The 17175-nt window shown below is 31.3% G+C and carries 10 protein-coding genes, 1 tRNA gene and 1 riboswitch; of the genes, 1 reads left to right on the forward strand and 10 read right to left on the reverse strand.

Annotation, left to right across the window (positions count from 1 at the left end; genetic code table 11):
• Positions 1-43: 43 nt before the first annotated feature.
• From BX611_RS14995 to BX611_RS01970, 3 genes are read right to left on the reverse strand one after another with little or no spacing between them, the layout of a single operon-like run.
• Entirely contained in the window at positions 44-208 is a 165-nt protein-coding gene (locus tag BX611_RS14995) for a hypothetical protein (protein ID WP_162880001.1), read from the reverse strand.
• Positions 209-232: 24 nt separating this feature from the next.
• Complete coding sequence (locus BX611_RS01965) at positions 233-1285, reverse strand: acyltransferase family protein (protein ID WP_115877809.1); 1053 nt, start codon at positions 1283-1285, stop codon at positions 233-235.
• Positions 1286-1290: 5 nt separating this feature from the next.
• Positions 1291-1890: an ankyrin repeat domain-containing protein gene (locus BX611_RS01970; RefSeq protein ID WP_115877810.1), complete on the reverse strand. Its 600-nt coding sequence runs from the start codon at positions 1888-1890 to the stop codon at positions 1291-1293.
• A gap of 268 nt (positions 1891-2158) precedes the next feature.
• Here BX611_RS01970 and BX611_RS01975 point away from each other — a divergent pair, with 268 nt between their 5' ends.
• Positions 2159-4222 carry a helix-turn-helix domain-containing protein gene (locus tag BX611_RS01975; protein ID WP_115877811.1) on the forward strand — a complete coding sequence of 688 codons (2064 nt, stop codon included), beginning with the start codon at positions 2159-2161 and terminating at the stop codon, positions 4220-4222.
• Between the two features lie 222 nt (positions 4223-4444).
• Here BX611_RS01975 and BX611_RS01980 read toward each other — a convergent pair whose 3' ends face one another.
• The 7 genes from BX611_RS01980 to BX611_RS02010 form a co-directional block, all read right to left on the reverse strand.
• On the reverse strand, positions 4445-9199 hold the full coding sequence (locus tag BX611_RS01980; RefSeq protein WP_162880000.1) for a choice-of-anchor tandem repeat GloVer-containing protein: 4755 nt from the start codon (positions 9197-9199) through the stop codon (positions 4445-4447).
• Positions 9200-9949: 750 nt separating this feature from the next.
• A tRNA-Asp gene (locus BX611_RS01985) sits at positions 9950-10023 on the reverse strand.
• A gap of 64 nt (positions 10024-10087) precedes the next feature.
• Positions 10088-11011, reverse strand: coding sequence for a DUF58 domain-containing protein (locus BX611_RS01990; RefSeq protein ID WP_115877813.1), 924 nt, complete (start codon positions 11009-11011; stop codon positions 10088-10090).
• Positions 11012-11101: 90 nt separating this feature from the next.
• On the reverse strand, positions 11102-11419 hold the full coding sequence (gene trxA, locus BX611_RS01995; protein ID WP_115877814.1) for a thioredoxin: 318 nt from the start codon (positions 11417-11419) through the stop codon (positions 11102-11104).
• 129 nt (positions 11420-11548) lie between these two features.
• The gene (gene metF, locus BX611_RS02000) at positions 11549-12505 is read right to left on the reverse strand and encodes a methylenetetrahydrofolate reductase [NAD(P)H] (RefSeq protein ID WP_115877815.1); all 957 of its coding nucleotides are present in this window, start codon (positions 12503-12505) and stop codon (positions 11549-11551) included.
• Positions 12506-12817: 312 nt separating this feature from the next.
• Positions 12818-15937 carry a vitamin B12 dependent-methionine synthase activation domain-containing protein gene (locus BX611_RS02005; protein ID WP_115877816.1) on the reverse strand — a complete coding sequence of 1040 codons (3120 nt, stop codon included), beginning with the start codon at positions 15935-15937 and terminating at the stop codon, positions 12818-12820.
• A gap of 42 nt (positions 15938-15979) precedes the next feature.
• The gene (locus BX611_RS02010; protein ID WP_115877817.1) at positions 15980-16993 is read right to left on the reverse strand and encodes a homocysteine S-methyltransferase family protein; all 1014 of its coding nucleotides are present in this window, start codon (positions 16991-16993) and stop codon (positions 15980-15982) included.
• Between the two features lie 60 nt (positions 16994-17053).
• Positions 17054-17156, reverse strand: a riboswitch (SAM riboswitch).
• Positions 17157-17175: the final 19 nt, after the last annotated feature.

Here is a 17175-nt window from a genome sequence, read left to right on the forward strand (position 1 = left end):
TAAACGTGAATATAATTAAATTTTCTTTATCTATTATTTATGTTTAAACCATTAACGATGCCATAACAATTCCAGCACCTAAGCCAATTAATAACGAAGCTACAAACAACAAAGGTGAAGATTGCAGAAAAATAAATCCAATACCTAAACCTAAAATTGTCATACCTCCAATTACCCACGAACCTCGATTATGTTTTCTATTTTCCATAATGTACTTTTTAAAATTTATATGCTATTTTAATTTAAGCCCAAAAAGTGGTCTTAAAAATTTTATTCTTTTTATTAATAATTCATACAATGCAAAACAACCAATACCTGTAAATAAAATGATTAGCACAAATTTAGCAAAAGTTGAAATGCTTAATGGTAGTATTAAATAAGACCCTAAATAAAGAAATATCATATGAATTATGTAGATTGGATACGCTGCTTCACTTAAATAACTTAATGTTTTACTTGAATGATTTAGATATTTGTAACCAAATCCGAATACGGTAAATATCCAAAAACAGGACTCTATTGCTTTTAAATAATTTGGCGCAATTAAATCATAATAAAACAAACGTACTGAAAAAAGCAATGCTCCTACAATTAGTAATATCCATCGCCATTTAAGTACTGAATTCCAAAAACAAGCTTCGCTATATATCAATATAAAACCGAATAAAAAAGCTAATAACCCTAAAACAAAGCCATGAATTGTCATTGCATACATCTCGAAAGAATCGGGTTTTACAATAAACGTTTCTATAACAAAGGATGCTATTATTATTAAAAAACCTAATGGATTTCCAAATAGCTTTTTTATTTTTTTACTAATTAAACTAGTTTCTGTTCTTTTTAAATAAAAGAAAATTGGCGACAATAAAATTACATATAGAAATATATTTCCTAAAAACCATAAATGACTTCTATTTAGTGAAAAAGAAAGATCCTGATTGTAATAAATTTGCCAAATTAAAATATGAATCGGTACAATAAATACAATTCCAAATAAGAAAGGCAGCAATATTCTTTTAGCTCTTTCTGTTATTAATTGTTTCCAGTTTCTCTTTTTTATGGCGAAACAAACGCCCATTCCCGACACAAAAAACAACAATGGAATTCTCCAAACGTTTAACATTGACATTGGAATCCATAAAAATTTTAAAGGCTCATCACTTTGAATAAATCCTATAAATACACCCCAAGGTTGAAAAACAATTGTTATATGGTATATTAAAAGTAACCCTATTGCTATTACTCTTAACCAATCTATGTCGTATCTTCTAATTGTATTTGACATTGTTATTATTTTAATAAATTGGCAACTATAGGTCTGGTTTTTTCTAAGTGCTCATAATTTAGCTTTAAACCAAATGGCCCTAAATCTTTATTTAATTGCTCGTAAATAGGCTTTACATTTTCAAAAGGAGCCAAAACAGACTCTAATGCTGTAGCACCATAGTTGTTTTTTAAGTTTTTATCGGCGCCCGCTTTAATTAAAGCTGCTACAATTTCAGTACGACAGTAGAAAGCTGAAGTATGCAATGCGGTTGAACCGTCAGCACTTGTTAAATTTAAATCTGCTCCTCCATTAATTAATGCTTTTGCAACATCGGTTTTTCCAAATGTAGCTGCTATCATAAGTGGTGTAGATCCATAATCATCTTTCTTATTTAAATCTGTACCCGCTTTTACATGTTGCTCTACAGCTTTAAGGTTACCTAAAAAAGTTGCTGTTATAATATCTTCAACCGGAGCTTTTACTTCTGATTTTGAAACCGAAGTTTCAACAGGTTCTTTGTCAGATTTTTCGATTGTCTCTTTACATGACACATTGATAATTAATGCAGCTATTAATAGTGTTAATGCAACTGATTTTTTTAAATTAATTTTTAGTGTTTTCATTTTTTTTATTTTTTAAAATTTCACTTTTTTTCTATGGTGTAAATTTCCGTTAAACCTTGATGCAGCACTAATCAATAAAAAAACAAATTGTATAAATTTTAATTAATTAGTTGTAAACTATGACGAATGGATATAAATTATGACGCAGGTGATCTTAAAAGTTTAGAAACAGTAATTAATATTGCATTCTTTTCTGAAAACAGATTCATCTTCAATTATTCGTATTTTTTCTAAAAATTGTCTAATTTCGGTTTAAATTTTAAGGACAATGTCAGATTTGCAATCTACTGAAAACGATTTCCTAAATCAGCTTACAAAAATTATAGAGGCTAATATTTCAAATGAACAATTTGGAGTTTCAGAACTTGCAAATGAAATTGGAATGAGTCGTTCTAATTTACTTCGAAAAATTAAAAAATCAACAAACTTATCCGTTAGCCAGTTTATTAGACAAATACGTTTAAAAAACGCAATGGATTTATTAAAACAAGATTCATTTACAGTTTCTGAAGTATCCTACAAAGTAGGTTTTGGAAGCACATCTTATTTTATTAAGTGCTTCAGAGAATATTATGGTTTCCCTCCCGGTGAAGTTGAAACAAAAGATGTATCCGAAAATAATACAGTACAAATTAATAAGTCAACTAAAAAAAGGACTGTTATTTTAATCTCTTTAGCTGTTTTAGTTTTTGTTCTTTTTATAGCGCTTTTCAACATTTTTAAGCCCGATGCTTCAACAAAAACAAACACTAAAAAATCTATAGCCGTATTGCCTTTTAAAAACGATAGTAACGATTCTACCAATGTTTATTTTATTAATGGCGTTATGGAAGCAATCCTAACAAATCTTCAAAATATTGAAAACTTAAAAGTAATAAGTAGAACTTCTGTTGAAAAATATAGAAACAGTTCTAAAACAATTCCTGAACTAGCAAAAGAGTTAAATGTAGATTATTTTGTTGAGGGTAGTGGGCAAAAAATTGAAGATAAAATTTTGATGAATATTCAATTAATTGAAGCTTCCAGCGACAACCATTTATGGGCAGAACAATACAACAAAAAAGTAACAGATGTCTTTAAATTACAAAATGATGTAGCTAAAAATATTGCCGATAAAATTGAAGTTATTATTACACCTGAAGAAAAAGAAAGAATTGACAAACTTCCAACAAATAATCCTATTGCTTATGATTATTTTTTAAAAGGTTTAGATCAATTTCATAAAGAAACTAGCGAAGGCCTGCTAAAAGCTATTCCTTATTTTAAAGAAGCCATAGCACATGATGATAAATTTACACGCGCTTATGCCAATATTGCCATTGCTTATTATTATTTAGACGTTTTTCAATCAGAAAAACAGCATTCAGCTTTAATAAATGAATATACGGAAAAGGCGATGTTATTAGATTCCAAACAACCGGAAAGTTTAATTGCAAAAGCACTTTCTTATATGAATAATTCAGAATATAAAATGGCGATTCCATATTTAGAGAAAGCGTTAGAATATAGTCCAAACTCTGCATATATAATTAATTTATTATCTGATTTTTATACTAGTTATTTACCAAATACCCAAAAATATCTTGAAAATGCTTTAAAAGGTGCTCAATTAGATATTGCGGCTAACGATTCAATTACTGCAAGCTATATTTATTTAAACATAAGTAATGCATTTATACAAACAGGCTTTACAAAAGAAGCTGAAAAAAATATTAATAAATCTTTAGATTACAATCCTAAAAATTTGTTTTCTGAATATGTAAGAGCTTTTATTTTATTTGCAAAAAACAATGACTTACAACAAACACAAGAATTGTTAATTAAAGAATTTCAAAAAGATACTACGCGATTAGATTTAATGCAGGAAATTGGGAAAATTTATTATTACCAACGAGATTATGAAAATGCCTATAAATACTATCATAAATTTATAAAAATTAGGGAATCTCAAAAATTAGATATTTATAAATATGAGAATTCTAAAATTGGCTATGTATATTCAAAAATGGGTGAAAAAGCTAAATCTGAAGAACTTTTTAATAGTTATTTTGAGTTTGCTACTAATGATGAATCTATTTATAAACATTTAAGTTTAGCTGTTTATTATGCATATAAAAACGACCAAAACAAAGCTATTGAGCATTTAAAGTTATTTGCAAAAGAAGATAATTTTCAATATTGGGTACTGCTTTTCTTAAAACTAGAACCATTAGTTGATACTATTAAAGACCTTCCTGAATTTAAGGAGATATACAATACGCTGGAAACCAACTTTTGGAATCATCATAAAAACATAAGAAAGTCTTTAGAAGAGAAGGGTTTATTGAATTAATATTTTACGCATAAAAAAAGCTTCTCAAAAAATTGAGAAGCTTTTTTTGCGGTCTGGACGGGCTTTTTTTATTATTTTAGTTTGCTTATTTACAGTTATTTATGATTTTATATTTTGTTTTGCACCGAAATTTGTACCGTATTAAATTTTTAATCCTTCTTAAATTTCCAAATTTACACAACAACTTCTCCTCCGTTATTATATTTATAATCTTTTTAGCGATTATTCTTTTATTATTTTAACTGAAATAGGGTTTTCTAAATATACTTTTGCAAAATATACTGCAGCAGGCATATTTTCGATATTTAATTGCACTTTACCGTTAATTACAGAATATGTTTTTGTTGAAATTAATTGTGAGTTTGATGTGAACAATTCAATTTTGATTTCATTCAATAAAATTGGTAATGTTATTTCAAAAATTCCATTGGTTGGATTTGGATATACTGTTACTGTTTCAAATAAATCAATATTTTTTGAAAAAACTCCCTCACATAAAACAGCTGTTTTAACCTCAATTAAATCACCATGTTTTACATCAACTTCAATTGAAGTTGAAAATGTGTTTAATACATTTTTACCATTTACAAGAACGTTGTAAGGAGCTGTTCCTTTCTCAATTGCTATTGATGCTTTATTTGAGGTTACACTTGCTTTTCCTGAAACAGTTGTGCCCTCAGCAATTTCAATAGTATAGCATTGTTCAAAAGTTTCTCCAGACACTGTAATACAAACTTCATATGTTCCAGGCTGCATATTGGAAACGGTTAAACTATTATTACTGAAGTTATGACTATTTCCATTTAAAGTAGCTAGATAATTATGAGTTTCAACAGCTGTAATTGATATTTGTCCATTGTTTTTATTTGGACAGGTTTCGCTTATTACTTCAAAAGTAAAATTGTCGGATGGTAAAAAGAAACATCCATTTTCATTAACATTTGTTCCTGTAAGCGTATTAGGGCATAAATCAGCATTATTCATTATCCCATCACCATCATTATCTAGCTGACTTTCTGAGCATCCTGTGGCATTTACTTCTTCTCCTGTTGGTGTATCTGGGCAAGTATCAATATTATTCATAACGCCATCACCATCATCATCTAGCTGACTTTCTGAACATCCTGATGCGCTTACTTCTTCTCCTGCAGGTGTGTTTGGACACAAATCAATATTATTCATTACTCCATCATTATCGTCATCCTCTTTTTCAATTAGAAACCCTGAATTTCCTGCAAGATGTTGAAGTGTTGTTTTTTTTATCGACTTGTTTCCCGGATCAAATTCAAATAAGTTAACAGTAGAATATTGGTCATATCTATCACTTGTATTTAAAAAATAAAATTTCCCATTCTTTGCATGCAACATTTTAGTATATGGGACCCACCTTGTCAATTCCAAATCAAATTCATATATTTTTTTAAGCTTGTTACGCATATAATTATATTCAAATATCGTTCCATTTCCAGACTCCCCTCCATAATGAGTCATTCCATATATTTTTTGGTTCCGCCCCAATTCTAGATATGTGTTTGGATTTTTCCCTTCAATATCATAATCGAAATGATGTAGTGCTTTGAAATGATTTAAATATGGATCATATTCAAACAATACACCGTCACAATTTTCACCATTCAGCCAAGTGGCTCCATATAATTTTTTGTTTTCAGCCAATACCATACCCCCCCGATTTATACTGCCAGAAACTAAACTATTAAAATGATATCTTGGAGTATACTTTTTTGTCTCTAAGTCAAAATCGAAAATTACTCCATTCCCTTTATTATCTTCATAATATTCACCACCATATGCAACTCCATAGAGTTTACCATCCAAATAATTTAATCTGCCCATTGGTATACTAACACCCCCTGTTCCTTTATCCTCAAAATCATGTATAATCACCATTTCTCCAGTTACATAATCGAATTCAAAGATTGCACCAAGATTATTAGCTCCTCTTGTAACACATCCATAAAGCTTTTTGTTTACTTCAGTTAAGTATCCGTTTGGTTGCCGCATTGCCCATGAGAAATGATACCTAACCTGAAAACTCTGATTTGAAGGATCGTATTCGAACAGAGTACCTGTATGTTCATTACCTCCCATATCTGTAACTCCATAAATCTTTCCATTAGATGCCTTCAGTAACTCCCCTATTGGTTCTATTCCATAAGACTGATTCATATCTACCAATTTAGATACCTCCATTTTTTCAATATCTAAATCAAAAACAACACCTTGCCTAAACTCACCCCCGTATGAATTAACCCCCAGTACATTCACTGCTGATTTTGAGCATCCAAGTTCATTTGTTTCCTCACCAGGTTTTGAGTCTAAACAGTAATCCCTATCCAATGGTACTCCATCGTTATCAGCATCCCATTGTAACTCGTTACAACCATATTCATTAACCAATTCTCCTAAATTTGTTTCTGGGCATAAATCCATGTGATCATAGACTCCATCAGAATCAGTATCTACATATACATCCTCATCACAATATAATGAATACGTTGCATTTTCATCTTTAATCCAAATTTTTGAACTTCCAAACAGTTGAGATTCATTTACACCAATGCAGACCAGATTATTATATCTGCATGTCAACTCTTTAATTAATTTATTTTCAGACACATCTAACTGACCCAAACTATTATTGGATATCTTCAAAGACTCCAATTTTTTATTTGAAGAAAAATCAATTGATCTAATATCATTATTATCTACACTTAAATAATTCAAATTTGTACAATTCGAAATATCTAAATCTTCAATCTTATTGGAGCTAATATCTAGATACTCCAAGTACCCTGAATTTAAAAGATTTAATTCTGATAAATGGTTAGAAAAGGCATCAACACTTTTTACTTGTGGATTATTGTTTAGGTTTAATTGAGTAAGTTTATTTCCATATATTGAAATCCAAATAAGTTCTGAATTCATTTCAATGTTTAGTTCATTAATTTGATTCCGATTAGTAAATGTACCAACAAGTAAATTTTTTAATTGCTCATTTTTTGATATATCCAAATTCTGTAATTTGTTTTCCGACAAATTCAACGTTTTAAGAATATGGCAATTTTTTAAATCTAATTCATCTAAATCATTGAAATAACCCGATATATGTTCTAGCTTTGAGTTTTTAGAAACGTCTATTTCAGAAACATGATTTTCATTAAAATTTAAATAATAAAGATTTGGATTTCCGGAAAAGTCCAATTTCGATATCTTATTATTGGAACAATCAAATTGTGATAGCGTTTTAAAATCTTCAATTCCAGTAATATTTTCGATTTCTTTGTTTTTAATATCCAGTTTTGTAATTGTTTCTATTTTAGATCTTTCAACATAATTATCCAATATATTATCAACACCCAGAGATATCAAAGCAGATTCAAAATTGTCGTCCGGGATAAAAGTTAATTCTGGGTTTGAATTTATTTTAATATAACCTATATTAACTGTAAAAAATATGTTTTCAACACTCTCTACCTTTATTTTTACACCGGAAGATGAAACTTCTGGAACAATAACCTCTTCTTCACCATCATTATCTGTATTCAATTTGAGTTGATAAGGATACGATGTACCTCCATCCGTTGAAAGAAGAATATTAACCTTCTTGCAATTGATTGGTGATGAATCCGTATTTGCAACAGACCAGTTAACCCGCAGTTTTGATCCTGATAATACTTCACTCGTAAATTGTGAGGTGATTTTAAATGGACCAGCCTTATCTGTTACAACTATTTCAACCTCATCGAATGACTGAAGCGGAGCAATCAAATTATTATCTCTTACGGTTAGCCCGAACTTCATAGATCTTGCAACTTCAGGTAGAACCTCCCACCTATTTGAAATTTGACCGTTACTTAAAGTAGTCTTATTTGGAAAGAATCTTTCTGATGAACCAGATGGGTAAACTGACCTGAACAATGGACCACCAGTATTAGTCGATTCCGGGACTGGATATTTTAATCCAGTATCAATTTGCTCCCATGAAACCATAATAGCATCATCATTAGGGTCAAAAATTTCAGCATCGAGTTTAAATGGAGTGCTTATAGGAATAATATAACTCAATAAATCTTCTATAATAGGAGGATTATTATTATTCACCTCTACCACATTACCACATCCTGACTCTTCAAAAAAAGTTCTCATTTCCTGAATACTGACATAGTGAAAATACATGTCTTTTTCTGTCTGCAAATTTTGAAATTGACAGTTTCCTGCATAAGACATTAATGTTGTTCCACTTCCCGGCTCAACCCCTGTTTTGTAATTTCCGTTAAACTCGCATGAACCAAGATTACCATTAAACGTATGATTCGCACCCAGTTGATGTCCAAGTTCGTGTAATACCAATTTAACAAAATAATCTCTATCCGGTAGGCTTGAACCGGAGACTCCTCCACCCTTATAATGTTGTGTACAGGCACTATTTAACCAGGCAACTCCTCCGACATCCGAATTTCCAAAAACATGCCCTATATCATAAACATCTGAACCAATTCTTTCGTTAATATAGTCAGTTGATTTATTGAGTAAGTCATATCTATTACTATCATCCAAACCATCATTTTCGGAATCAAGGGAAATAAGCTGTTCAGTCTCGGAAACAAGGATAAACCGAACCCCAACATCCCTTTCAAATATTGCATTAATTTTGGTAAGCAATGAAACAAGTGACGACATCACAGCCTCTATTTTTGCAGTGTCATTGGCCTGAGAATCTATCCCTAATCGATTCAGGTGGTATTGTGAGAATTCCCCTGTTGTAGCAATTGCCAAACGTAAAGTTCTGAATGAATAGTTACTAACTTGTTTTCTTACTAGTCTACTATCTTCATCTACCTCGATTAATGAAGAGCTATTTACTTCACACTCGATAGGATCATCAAACTCATTATCTTTGTTGGAATAGACGGCATAAATAGGGACATTATTATCTAGTTTTCTTATAGTTATCACTCCAATATCCTCTTCAAACTGAATCCCATTAAGTCCAAAAGAAGAATAGTTGAATCTAATTATTTCTCTCTTATTATTCTCATTATAACCAATAAATGATCTCAATTTTGGATATTTTTTCTGAAGATTCTCATCTATAACATTAGATTCTTTCACAAGGTAACTTTTGAAATTCCCTAGTTTAGATGGAAAGTCAATTAGAATACCTCGAGGAGAAGGTTCATTGTTTACCAATCTCATCAATTCTCTTTCTAGAGATACTTCATCCAGTTCGTATAAATCATAATTCTTATAGGGAATCTTTCGCCCTTTCTCAAAAGATTTCTTTGCAACGGGCTTGACAGATTTCCAAAAAGTTTTGGATTGTCCAGCAATATCATTTACAACTAGAAAAATAGGAATAAAGAATAGTAATTGAATTATTTTTTTCATAACAACAAAGCACTGATTATTGAATAGCCTTTCAAATTTAGTATTTTTATTTCTTTATTGAATTGATATTAATCAATTAATCCATATTACTCAACAGAATGAAAAAAATATTTAATCTGACAGAGCACTTGTTGTCTGTCAAGCCCTCCCAGAGCTTAAACTTTGAATTATATCTTATTAATTTACAATCAACTAAAGCTTAATTTAAATCTTAGTATTCTTTTCATAAACCTTTTTCATAAGGTATAATAGGATTAGTCTACACAGGCTCAGAAACAAAAAGGCATAAAAAAAGCATCTCAATTGAGATGCTTTTTGCGGTCTGGACGGGACTCGAACCCGCGACCCCCTGCGTGACAGGCAGGTATTCTAACCAGCTGAACTACCAGACCGTTGCTCTTAGCGGATGCAAATATAAGAGTGTTTTTGATATCTGCAAAGCTTTTTTAATTTTTTTTACAAAAATTTCTTCCTACTTATTAAATAAGAAATAAGTACGTTATTAAACCCTTTGTTAATATCAACAGGAACATATTCAATTTTATATTGCATACACTTCAACTTCAATTCATTAAAGTAATTTTCAACATAGTTCTTGTACTGTTTTTTAACTGTTGAAGAATAAATATTAATTTCTTCACCTGTTTCAACATCAACAAATTTTTTGGGTGAGTTCTCAAAATTAAAATCAAATTCTAGTTTTCCATCATAAGTATGAAACAATACAACCTCATGTTTGTTATGTTTTAAATGCCTTAACGCGTCAAATAAATCTTTTTCATTTTTTGTAGTTTGAAACATATCTGTAAACAAAAAAACCAACGATCTTCTATGAATTTTTTCGGAAATTTCATGTAAAACTTTATACGTATCTGTTGTTAATTTTGATTCACTTTTTAACAAATCATCTAACTGTGTCAATAACATCCTTCTATGTCTTTCCCCTCCTTTTGCTGGTGCGTAATAATCGTTCTTATTACTATAAATACTTAATCCAACAGCGTCTCTTTGACGCTTTAAAATCTCCATTAAGGCTGCCGAAGCAATTGCCGAAAAAGTAATTTTGGTTAAATTATCTATTGAAGGGTTTTTAATTATTGGATAATGCATAGATGCAGAATTATCAATAATTAAATGGCATCTCAAATTGGTTTCTTCTTCATATCTTTTTACAAATAATTTTTTCGTTTTTGCATATAACTTCCAATCTATATGTCGTGTACTTTCACCTTTATTGTACAACCTATGCTCCGCAAATTCAACTGAAAAACCGTGAAACGGACTTTTATGCATACCCGTAATAAATCCTTCTACAACCTGATTTGCCAACAATTCAAGGTTATTTAATTCTGAAAGATGTTTTACTGATAAGGTCTTCATTTTATGTACTTAATACTGGTAAATATACTATTTAAAAAGAAAAAGCCCGACAAATCTGTCGGGCTTCATAATTATTTTACAAATTTATTTTTATAAATGTGCATCAATTTTTTGAGCATAGGTTGCTTTTGGAGCAACACCAACTTGTTTTTCAACAACTTCTCCTCCTTTAAAAACTAACACAGTAGGAATATTTCTAACCCCATATTTAGCTGCATATTCTTGATTAGAATCTACATCTACTTTTGCAATTGTTGCTTTTCCTTCATATTCTGTAGTTAATTGATCCATAATTGGAGCAACCATTCTACAAGGACCACACCATGCTGCCCAAAAATCTACCATTACAGGTTTGTCAGATTGTAAAACCACTTCGTCAAAGCTTGCATCTGTTACTTCTAATGCCATAATATATTTTTTTAGTTATTTATTTCTTGTTAAACTTATACAAAAGTAAACAAATATTTTACCATAACAATTCAACATTTATTACTTTTATTTATAAAACTATTAACAAAAACGATTTAAACCAATTTTTTAAAACACTTCTTTTGCAATTGCCTTAATATTATCAGATTTTCCCATTGAGTAAAAATGAACTACAGGAGCACCTTTGGCTATCAATTCTTTAGATTGTTGTATGGCCCACTCAATACCTACCTGACGTACTTGCTTATTATCTTTACAACCTTCAATTGCTGCAATTAATTCCTCAGGTAAATCCAATCTAAAAATTTGAGGCAATATTTGCTGATGTCTTTTTACTGCAATAGGTTTTATACCCGGAATAATAGGCACTGTAATTCCAATATTTCTGGCTTTTTCAACAAAATCAAAATATTTTTGATTGTCAAAAAACATTTGAGTTACTACATAATCAGCTCCAGCGTCAACTTTTTCTTTCAATCTCCTCAAATCCGTATCCATACTTGGTGCTTCCAAATGCTTTTCTGGATATCCTGCAACGCCAATACAAAAATCAGACTTGTTAGTTGTTTCAATTATATTATGTAAATATTTACCTTGATTCAATTCTTTTATTTGAGCCACTAAATCTGATGCATAAACATTCCCATCTTTAGTTGGTACAAAATACGGTTCGTGTTTCATGGCATCTCCACGCAATGCCATAATATTATCTAATCCTAAATAATGACAATCAACTAAAACGTACTCTGTTTCTTCTTTTGTAAAACCTCCACATAACACATGTGGAATTGCATCCACATCATATTTATATTTTAAAGCTGCACAAATTCCAACTGTTCCCGGACGCATACGTGTCATTTTTTGCTCCAGCAAGCCATTGTCTTTTTTTATATAAACATATTCCTCACGCGAAGTAGTTACATCAATAAACGGAGGATTAAACTCCATTAACGGATCTACATTATTATATAAATCCTGAATGTTTTGTCCCTTTTGCGGTGGCACAATTTCAAAAGAAAACAATGTTTTTCCTTTGGCTTGTTTTATGTGATCTGTTACTTTCATTTTTTTTGCTTTTTGCCTTTAGTTGCTTGCTCTTAGCTTTAAACAGCAAAAACTTTTCAACCTTTAACTTTTTAACTATATTTTTTGGGCGTTTCCTTTCAGGCCGCGCTATTCGTTATATCTTTTTAAAATACTGTCATTACAAAACTTTATTTTTTTTAAAGTTTGTGGCAATCTTTCAATTCAAAAGATTACTTCGTCGCAAACTCCTCGTAATGACGTTTTTCAAATTTCAAAAAGGATGCCACTTCTATCGCTAACGCATTAAAGACCTAACAGGTTTTAAAACCTGTTAGGTCTCGTAAATTTTAATTACTCCGCTAAATTAGGATTCAACCATTTTTTTGCGGTTTCTATATCCATATTTTTTCTAGCTGCAAAATCCTTTACCTGTTCTTCAGTTATTTTACCAACTCCAAAATATTTAGAATTTTCATTCGCAAAATAGTAACCCGAAACCGATGCTGCAGGCCACATTGCCAAACTATCTGTTAACTCAACTCCAATAGTTTCTTTTACACTCAATAAATCCCAAATTGTCCATTTTTCTGTATGATCCGGACAGGCAGGATAACCTGGAGCCGGTCGAATTCCTTTGTATGCTTCTTTAATCAATTCTTGGTTTGACAGCACTTCATCAGAGCCATAGCCCCAATATTCAGTTCTTACTTTTTTATGTAAATATTCTGCAAAGGCCTCTGCTAATCTATCAGCCAAAGCCTTAATCATTATCGAATTATAATCATCATGGTCTTTTTCATATTCCGCAGCTAATTCTGCCGTTCCAAATCCAGTTGAAACACAAAAAGCACCCATATAATCTTTAATTCCAGTTTCCTTTGGAGCAATAAAATCTGCCAAAGCAACACTTGGAATCCCTTCTTTCTTTTTCAATTGTTGACGTAAAGTTACAAATTGAACATTCACTTCTTTCCTGTCAGCATCTGAATAAATTTCAATATCATCATCATTTACGGAATTCGCTGGAAAAATTCCAAAAACCGCTTTTGCAGTTAATAAGTTTTCATTTAAAATTTTAGCTAACAATAATTTAGCATCATTAAACAAATTTGTAGCACTTTCACCAACTACTTTATCCGTTAAAATATCTGGGTATTTTCCAGCCAATTCCCAACTTCTAAAAAACGGACTCCAATCTATATAATCTACCAATTTTGTTAAATCAAAATCTTCAAAAACCTGAATTCCAATAAAATTTGGTTTTGAAATATTAGCAATATCCCAATCTATCTTAAATTTATTTTTTCGTGCTTCAGCAAGTGTTATATATTCTTTTCTGGTTGATCTGTTTGCAAATCCTTCACGAACTTTTACATAATCAGCTTTAATATCGCTAATATATTTTTGGTTTTTTCTTTTATCTAATAAATCCCCAACAACCGTTACAGCCCTGGAAGCATCATGAACATGAACTACAGCATTTTTATATTGCGGATCAATTTTTACTGCCGTATGCGCTTTTGAAGTTGTTGCTCCACCAATTAACAGTGGGACTTCAAAATTTTGACGTTCCATTTCTTTAGCCAAGTACACCATTTCATCTAAACTAGGTGTAATTAAACCACTTAAACCAATAGCATCTACATTTTCATCTTTTGCAGCTTGAATAATTTTTTCAGGAGCAACCATTACACCTAAATCAACAATTTCATAATTATTACAACCTAAAACTACACCAACAATATTTTTACCTATATCGTGCACATCTCCTTTCACCGTTGCCAATAATATTTTACCAGCCCCCCTAGCCCCCAAAGGGGGAGCCTCTAATTCTTTCTTGATTTTTGATAACACCAAATCAAGATTTGATAACACCTCTTCATTTGAAAAACGAATCACTCGATACCCTTCATTCTCTAACCAAAAAGTTCGTTCCGTATCACTTTCCTTATTTTCTGGCAATTGATGTATTAAACCATCAATTTCAATAATTAAATTTGTTTTTAAACAAATAAAATCAGTAATATAATTACCTATTATATGTTGCCGTCTAAATTTATAACCCTCTAATTTTTTTCCACTTAACACATCCCAAAGTAAAGATTCAGCTTCGGTTGGCTGATTTCTCATTTGTTTCGCATATTCTTTTAATAAACCATACAATACAGGGTTTGCAGTTTCCCAGTGATAAGTCCCCTTTGGGGATTTAGGGGCTTCCTTTGCAGCGTCAATAAATGGCAATAAATAAGCTACAGCGCGTTTCATAACACGTGCAGATTTAACAACTTGTGGCAAAAACATTTTCCCTGAACCAAATAAATCCCCTACCACATTCATTCCAATCATTAAGTTTTTTTCAATAACTTCAATTGGCTTTTCAGCTAGCAATCTAGCCTCTTCAACATCTTCAACAATAAACTCATCTAACCCTTTCACTAAAGAATGAGTAATTCGCTCTTGTAACGATTTTTCACGCCATGACAAATCTACTTTTCGTTCTTTTGTTGTGCTTACAACACTTTCTGCAAAATCCAACAATCGTTCAGTAGCATCGGCTCTTCTGTCTAAAATAACATCTTCTACACGCTCCAATAAATCTTCTGGAATTTCATCATAAACTTCTAACATTGTAGGGTTTACAATTCCAATATTCATTCCTGCCTGTATTGCATAATATAAAAATACGGAGTGCATAGCTTCTCTAACTGCATTATTTCCTCTAAATGAAAACGACACATTACTTACTCCACCACTTACACTTGCATTTGGCAAATTTTTTCGAACCCAACGTGTAGCTTCTATAAAATCTATTGCATTTCTTTTATGTTCATCCATTCCTGTTGCTACAGGAAATATGTTTAAATCAAAAATAATATCTTCTGAAGGAAATCCAACTTTATGAACTAAAACATCATAGGAACGCTTTGCTATTTCTATTCTTCTTTCATAATTATCAGCCTGTCCAACTTCATCAAAAGCCATTACAATAACTGCCGCTCCATACATTTTAATCTTTTTGGCTTGCGCTATAAATTGTGCTTCACCTTCTTTTAAACTTATGGAATTTACCACGCATTTACCTTGAGCTACTTGTAAACCAGCTTCAATGATTTCCCATTTAGAACTGTCAATCATTATTGGTACACGTGCAATATCAGGCTCTGCAGCTATCAAATTCATAAAACGAACCATAGATTCTTTTCCGTCCAACAAACCATCATCCATATTTATGTCGATAATTTGAGCACCACCATCAACTTGATCTCTTGCTATCGCTAAGGCTTCATCAAATTTTTCCTCTTTTATCAATCGCAAAAACTTACGTGAACCTGCAACATTGGTACGTTCACCCACATTTATAAAATTACTTTCTGGGGTAATTATTAAAGGTTCTAAACCTGAAAGTTTCAGCCCCCTAACCCCCGAAGGGGGAACAAATGGTGTTTCTATATTTTTTGTATCGTCTTGCATTATTTATATAATAGTAAATTAGAGCAAATAAAAAATTACCTGCTAATTAATTCCCCCTTCGGGGGTTAGGGGGCTTCTTGGCTTATAATCTTTTACCAATTCAGCGATTGCATTAATATGTGCGGGAGTTGTACCACAACAACCACCAATTATATTAATTAAACTTTTATCTAAATATTCTTTTATTTGGCTCGCCATCATTTCCGGAGTTTCATCATATTCCCCAAAAGCATTTGGCAATCCTGCATTTGGATGCGCAGATATTCTTAAATCTGATTTCTGCGCCAACACTTCTAAATGAGGTGTTAACTGACTTGCTCCTAAAGCACAGTTAAATCCAACCGTTAATAATGGGATATGTGAAACTGAAATTAAAAAAGCTTCAGCAGTTTGTCCAGATAAAGTTCTTCCACTTGCATCGGTAATTGTTCCACTCAACATAATTGGAATATCAATCTCTTTTTCAGATTTTATTTCTTCAATGGCAAATAAAGCGGCTTTCGCATTTAATGTATCAAATACAGTTTCTACCAATAACAAATCTACGCCACCTTCAATTAAAGCTTCAGCTTGTTGCTTGTATGCTTTTCTTAAATCTTCAAAAGTTACTGCTCTAAAACCAGGATCATTTACATCTGGTGACATACTTGCCGTTCTGTTTGTAGGCCCAATTGAACCTGCAACAAAACGCGGTTTATCAGGGTTTTTAGCAGTAAACTCATCTGCTACCTCTTTTGCTATTTTAGCCGATTGATAATTCAATTCATATACAAAATCCTCCATTTCATAATCAGCCATTGCAATTGTAGTAGATGAAAATGTATTGGTTTCTATAATATCAGCTCCCGCTTCTAAATATTTTGCGTGAATTGCTTTAATTGCTTTTGGCTGAGTAATTGAAAGCATATCATTATTTCCTTTCACAGAAATATGAAAATCTTTAAATTTTTCACCTCTATAATCCTCTTCAGTAAATTTAAACTGTTGAATCATAGTTCCCATTGCTCCATCGAGCACGAGGATTTTATTTTTTAATATGTTTCGGATATCTTCCATTTTATAAATTTGGCATAAACATAGGAAGTTAATAAGAAGAAATACTTTGTAAAGTATTGTATGTTATCTTTCCATTATTTTGGTAGAATGTAGCACCTTCTTTCTTTTTAAAGGGTTGCCAAGGCTTCAACAGGTCTATTCCCTCTGCCTTTCTTAATAACTAAATGTATGTTTATGAACTT

It is taken from the genome of Lutibacter oceani (genome assembly GCF_003384935.1).
Lineage (GTDB): Bacteria > Bacteroidota > Bacteroidia > Flavobacteriales > Flavobacteriaceae > Lutibacter > Lutibacter oceani.

Bases quoted from the DNA above. Each gene is read 5' to 3' on its own strand.
- BX611_RS02005 (WP_115877816.1), bottom strand. From the start codon at position 15,937: ATGCAAGACGATACAAAAAATATAGAAACACCATTTGTTCCCCCTTCG.
- BX611_RS01990 (WP_115877813.1), bottom strand. From the start codon at position 11,011: ATGAAGACCTTATCAGTAAAACATCTTTCAGAATTAAATAACCTTGAA.
- BX611_RS14995 (WP_162880001.1), bottom strand. From the start codon at position 208: ATGGAAAATAGAAAACATAATCGAGGTTCGTGGGTAATTGGAGGTATG.
- trxA (WP_115877814.1), bottom strand. From the start codon at position 11,419: ATGGCATTAGAAGTAACAGATGCAAGCTTTGACGAAGTGGTTTTACAA.
- BX611_RS01975 (WP_115877811.1), top strand. From the start codon at position 2,159: ATGTCAGATTTGCAATCTACTGAAAACGATTTCCTAAATCAGCTTACA.
- BX611_RS02010 (WP_115877817.1), bottom strand. From the start codon at position 16,993: ATGGAAGATATCCGAAACATATTAAAAAATAAAATCCTCGTGCTCGAT.
- BX611_RS01965 (WP_115877809.1), bottom strand. From the start codon at position 1,285: ATGTCAAATACAATTAGAAGATACGACATAGATTGGTTAAGAGTAATA.
- BX611_RS01970 (WP_115877810.1), bottom strand. From the start codon at position 1,890: ATGAAAACACTAAAAATTAATTTAAAAAAATCAGTTGCATTAACACTA.
- metF (WP_115877815.1), bottom strand. From the start codon at position 12,505: ATGAAAGTAACAGATCACATAAAACAAGCCAAAGGAAAAACATTGTTT.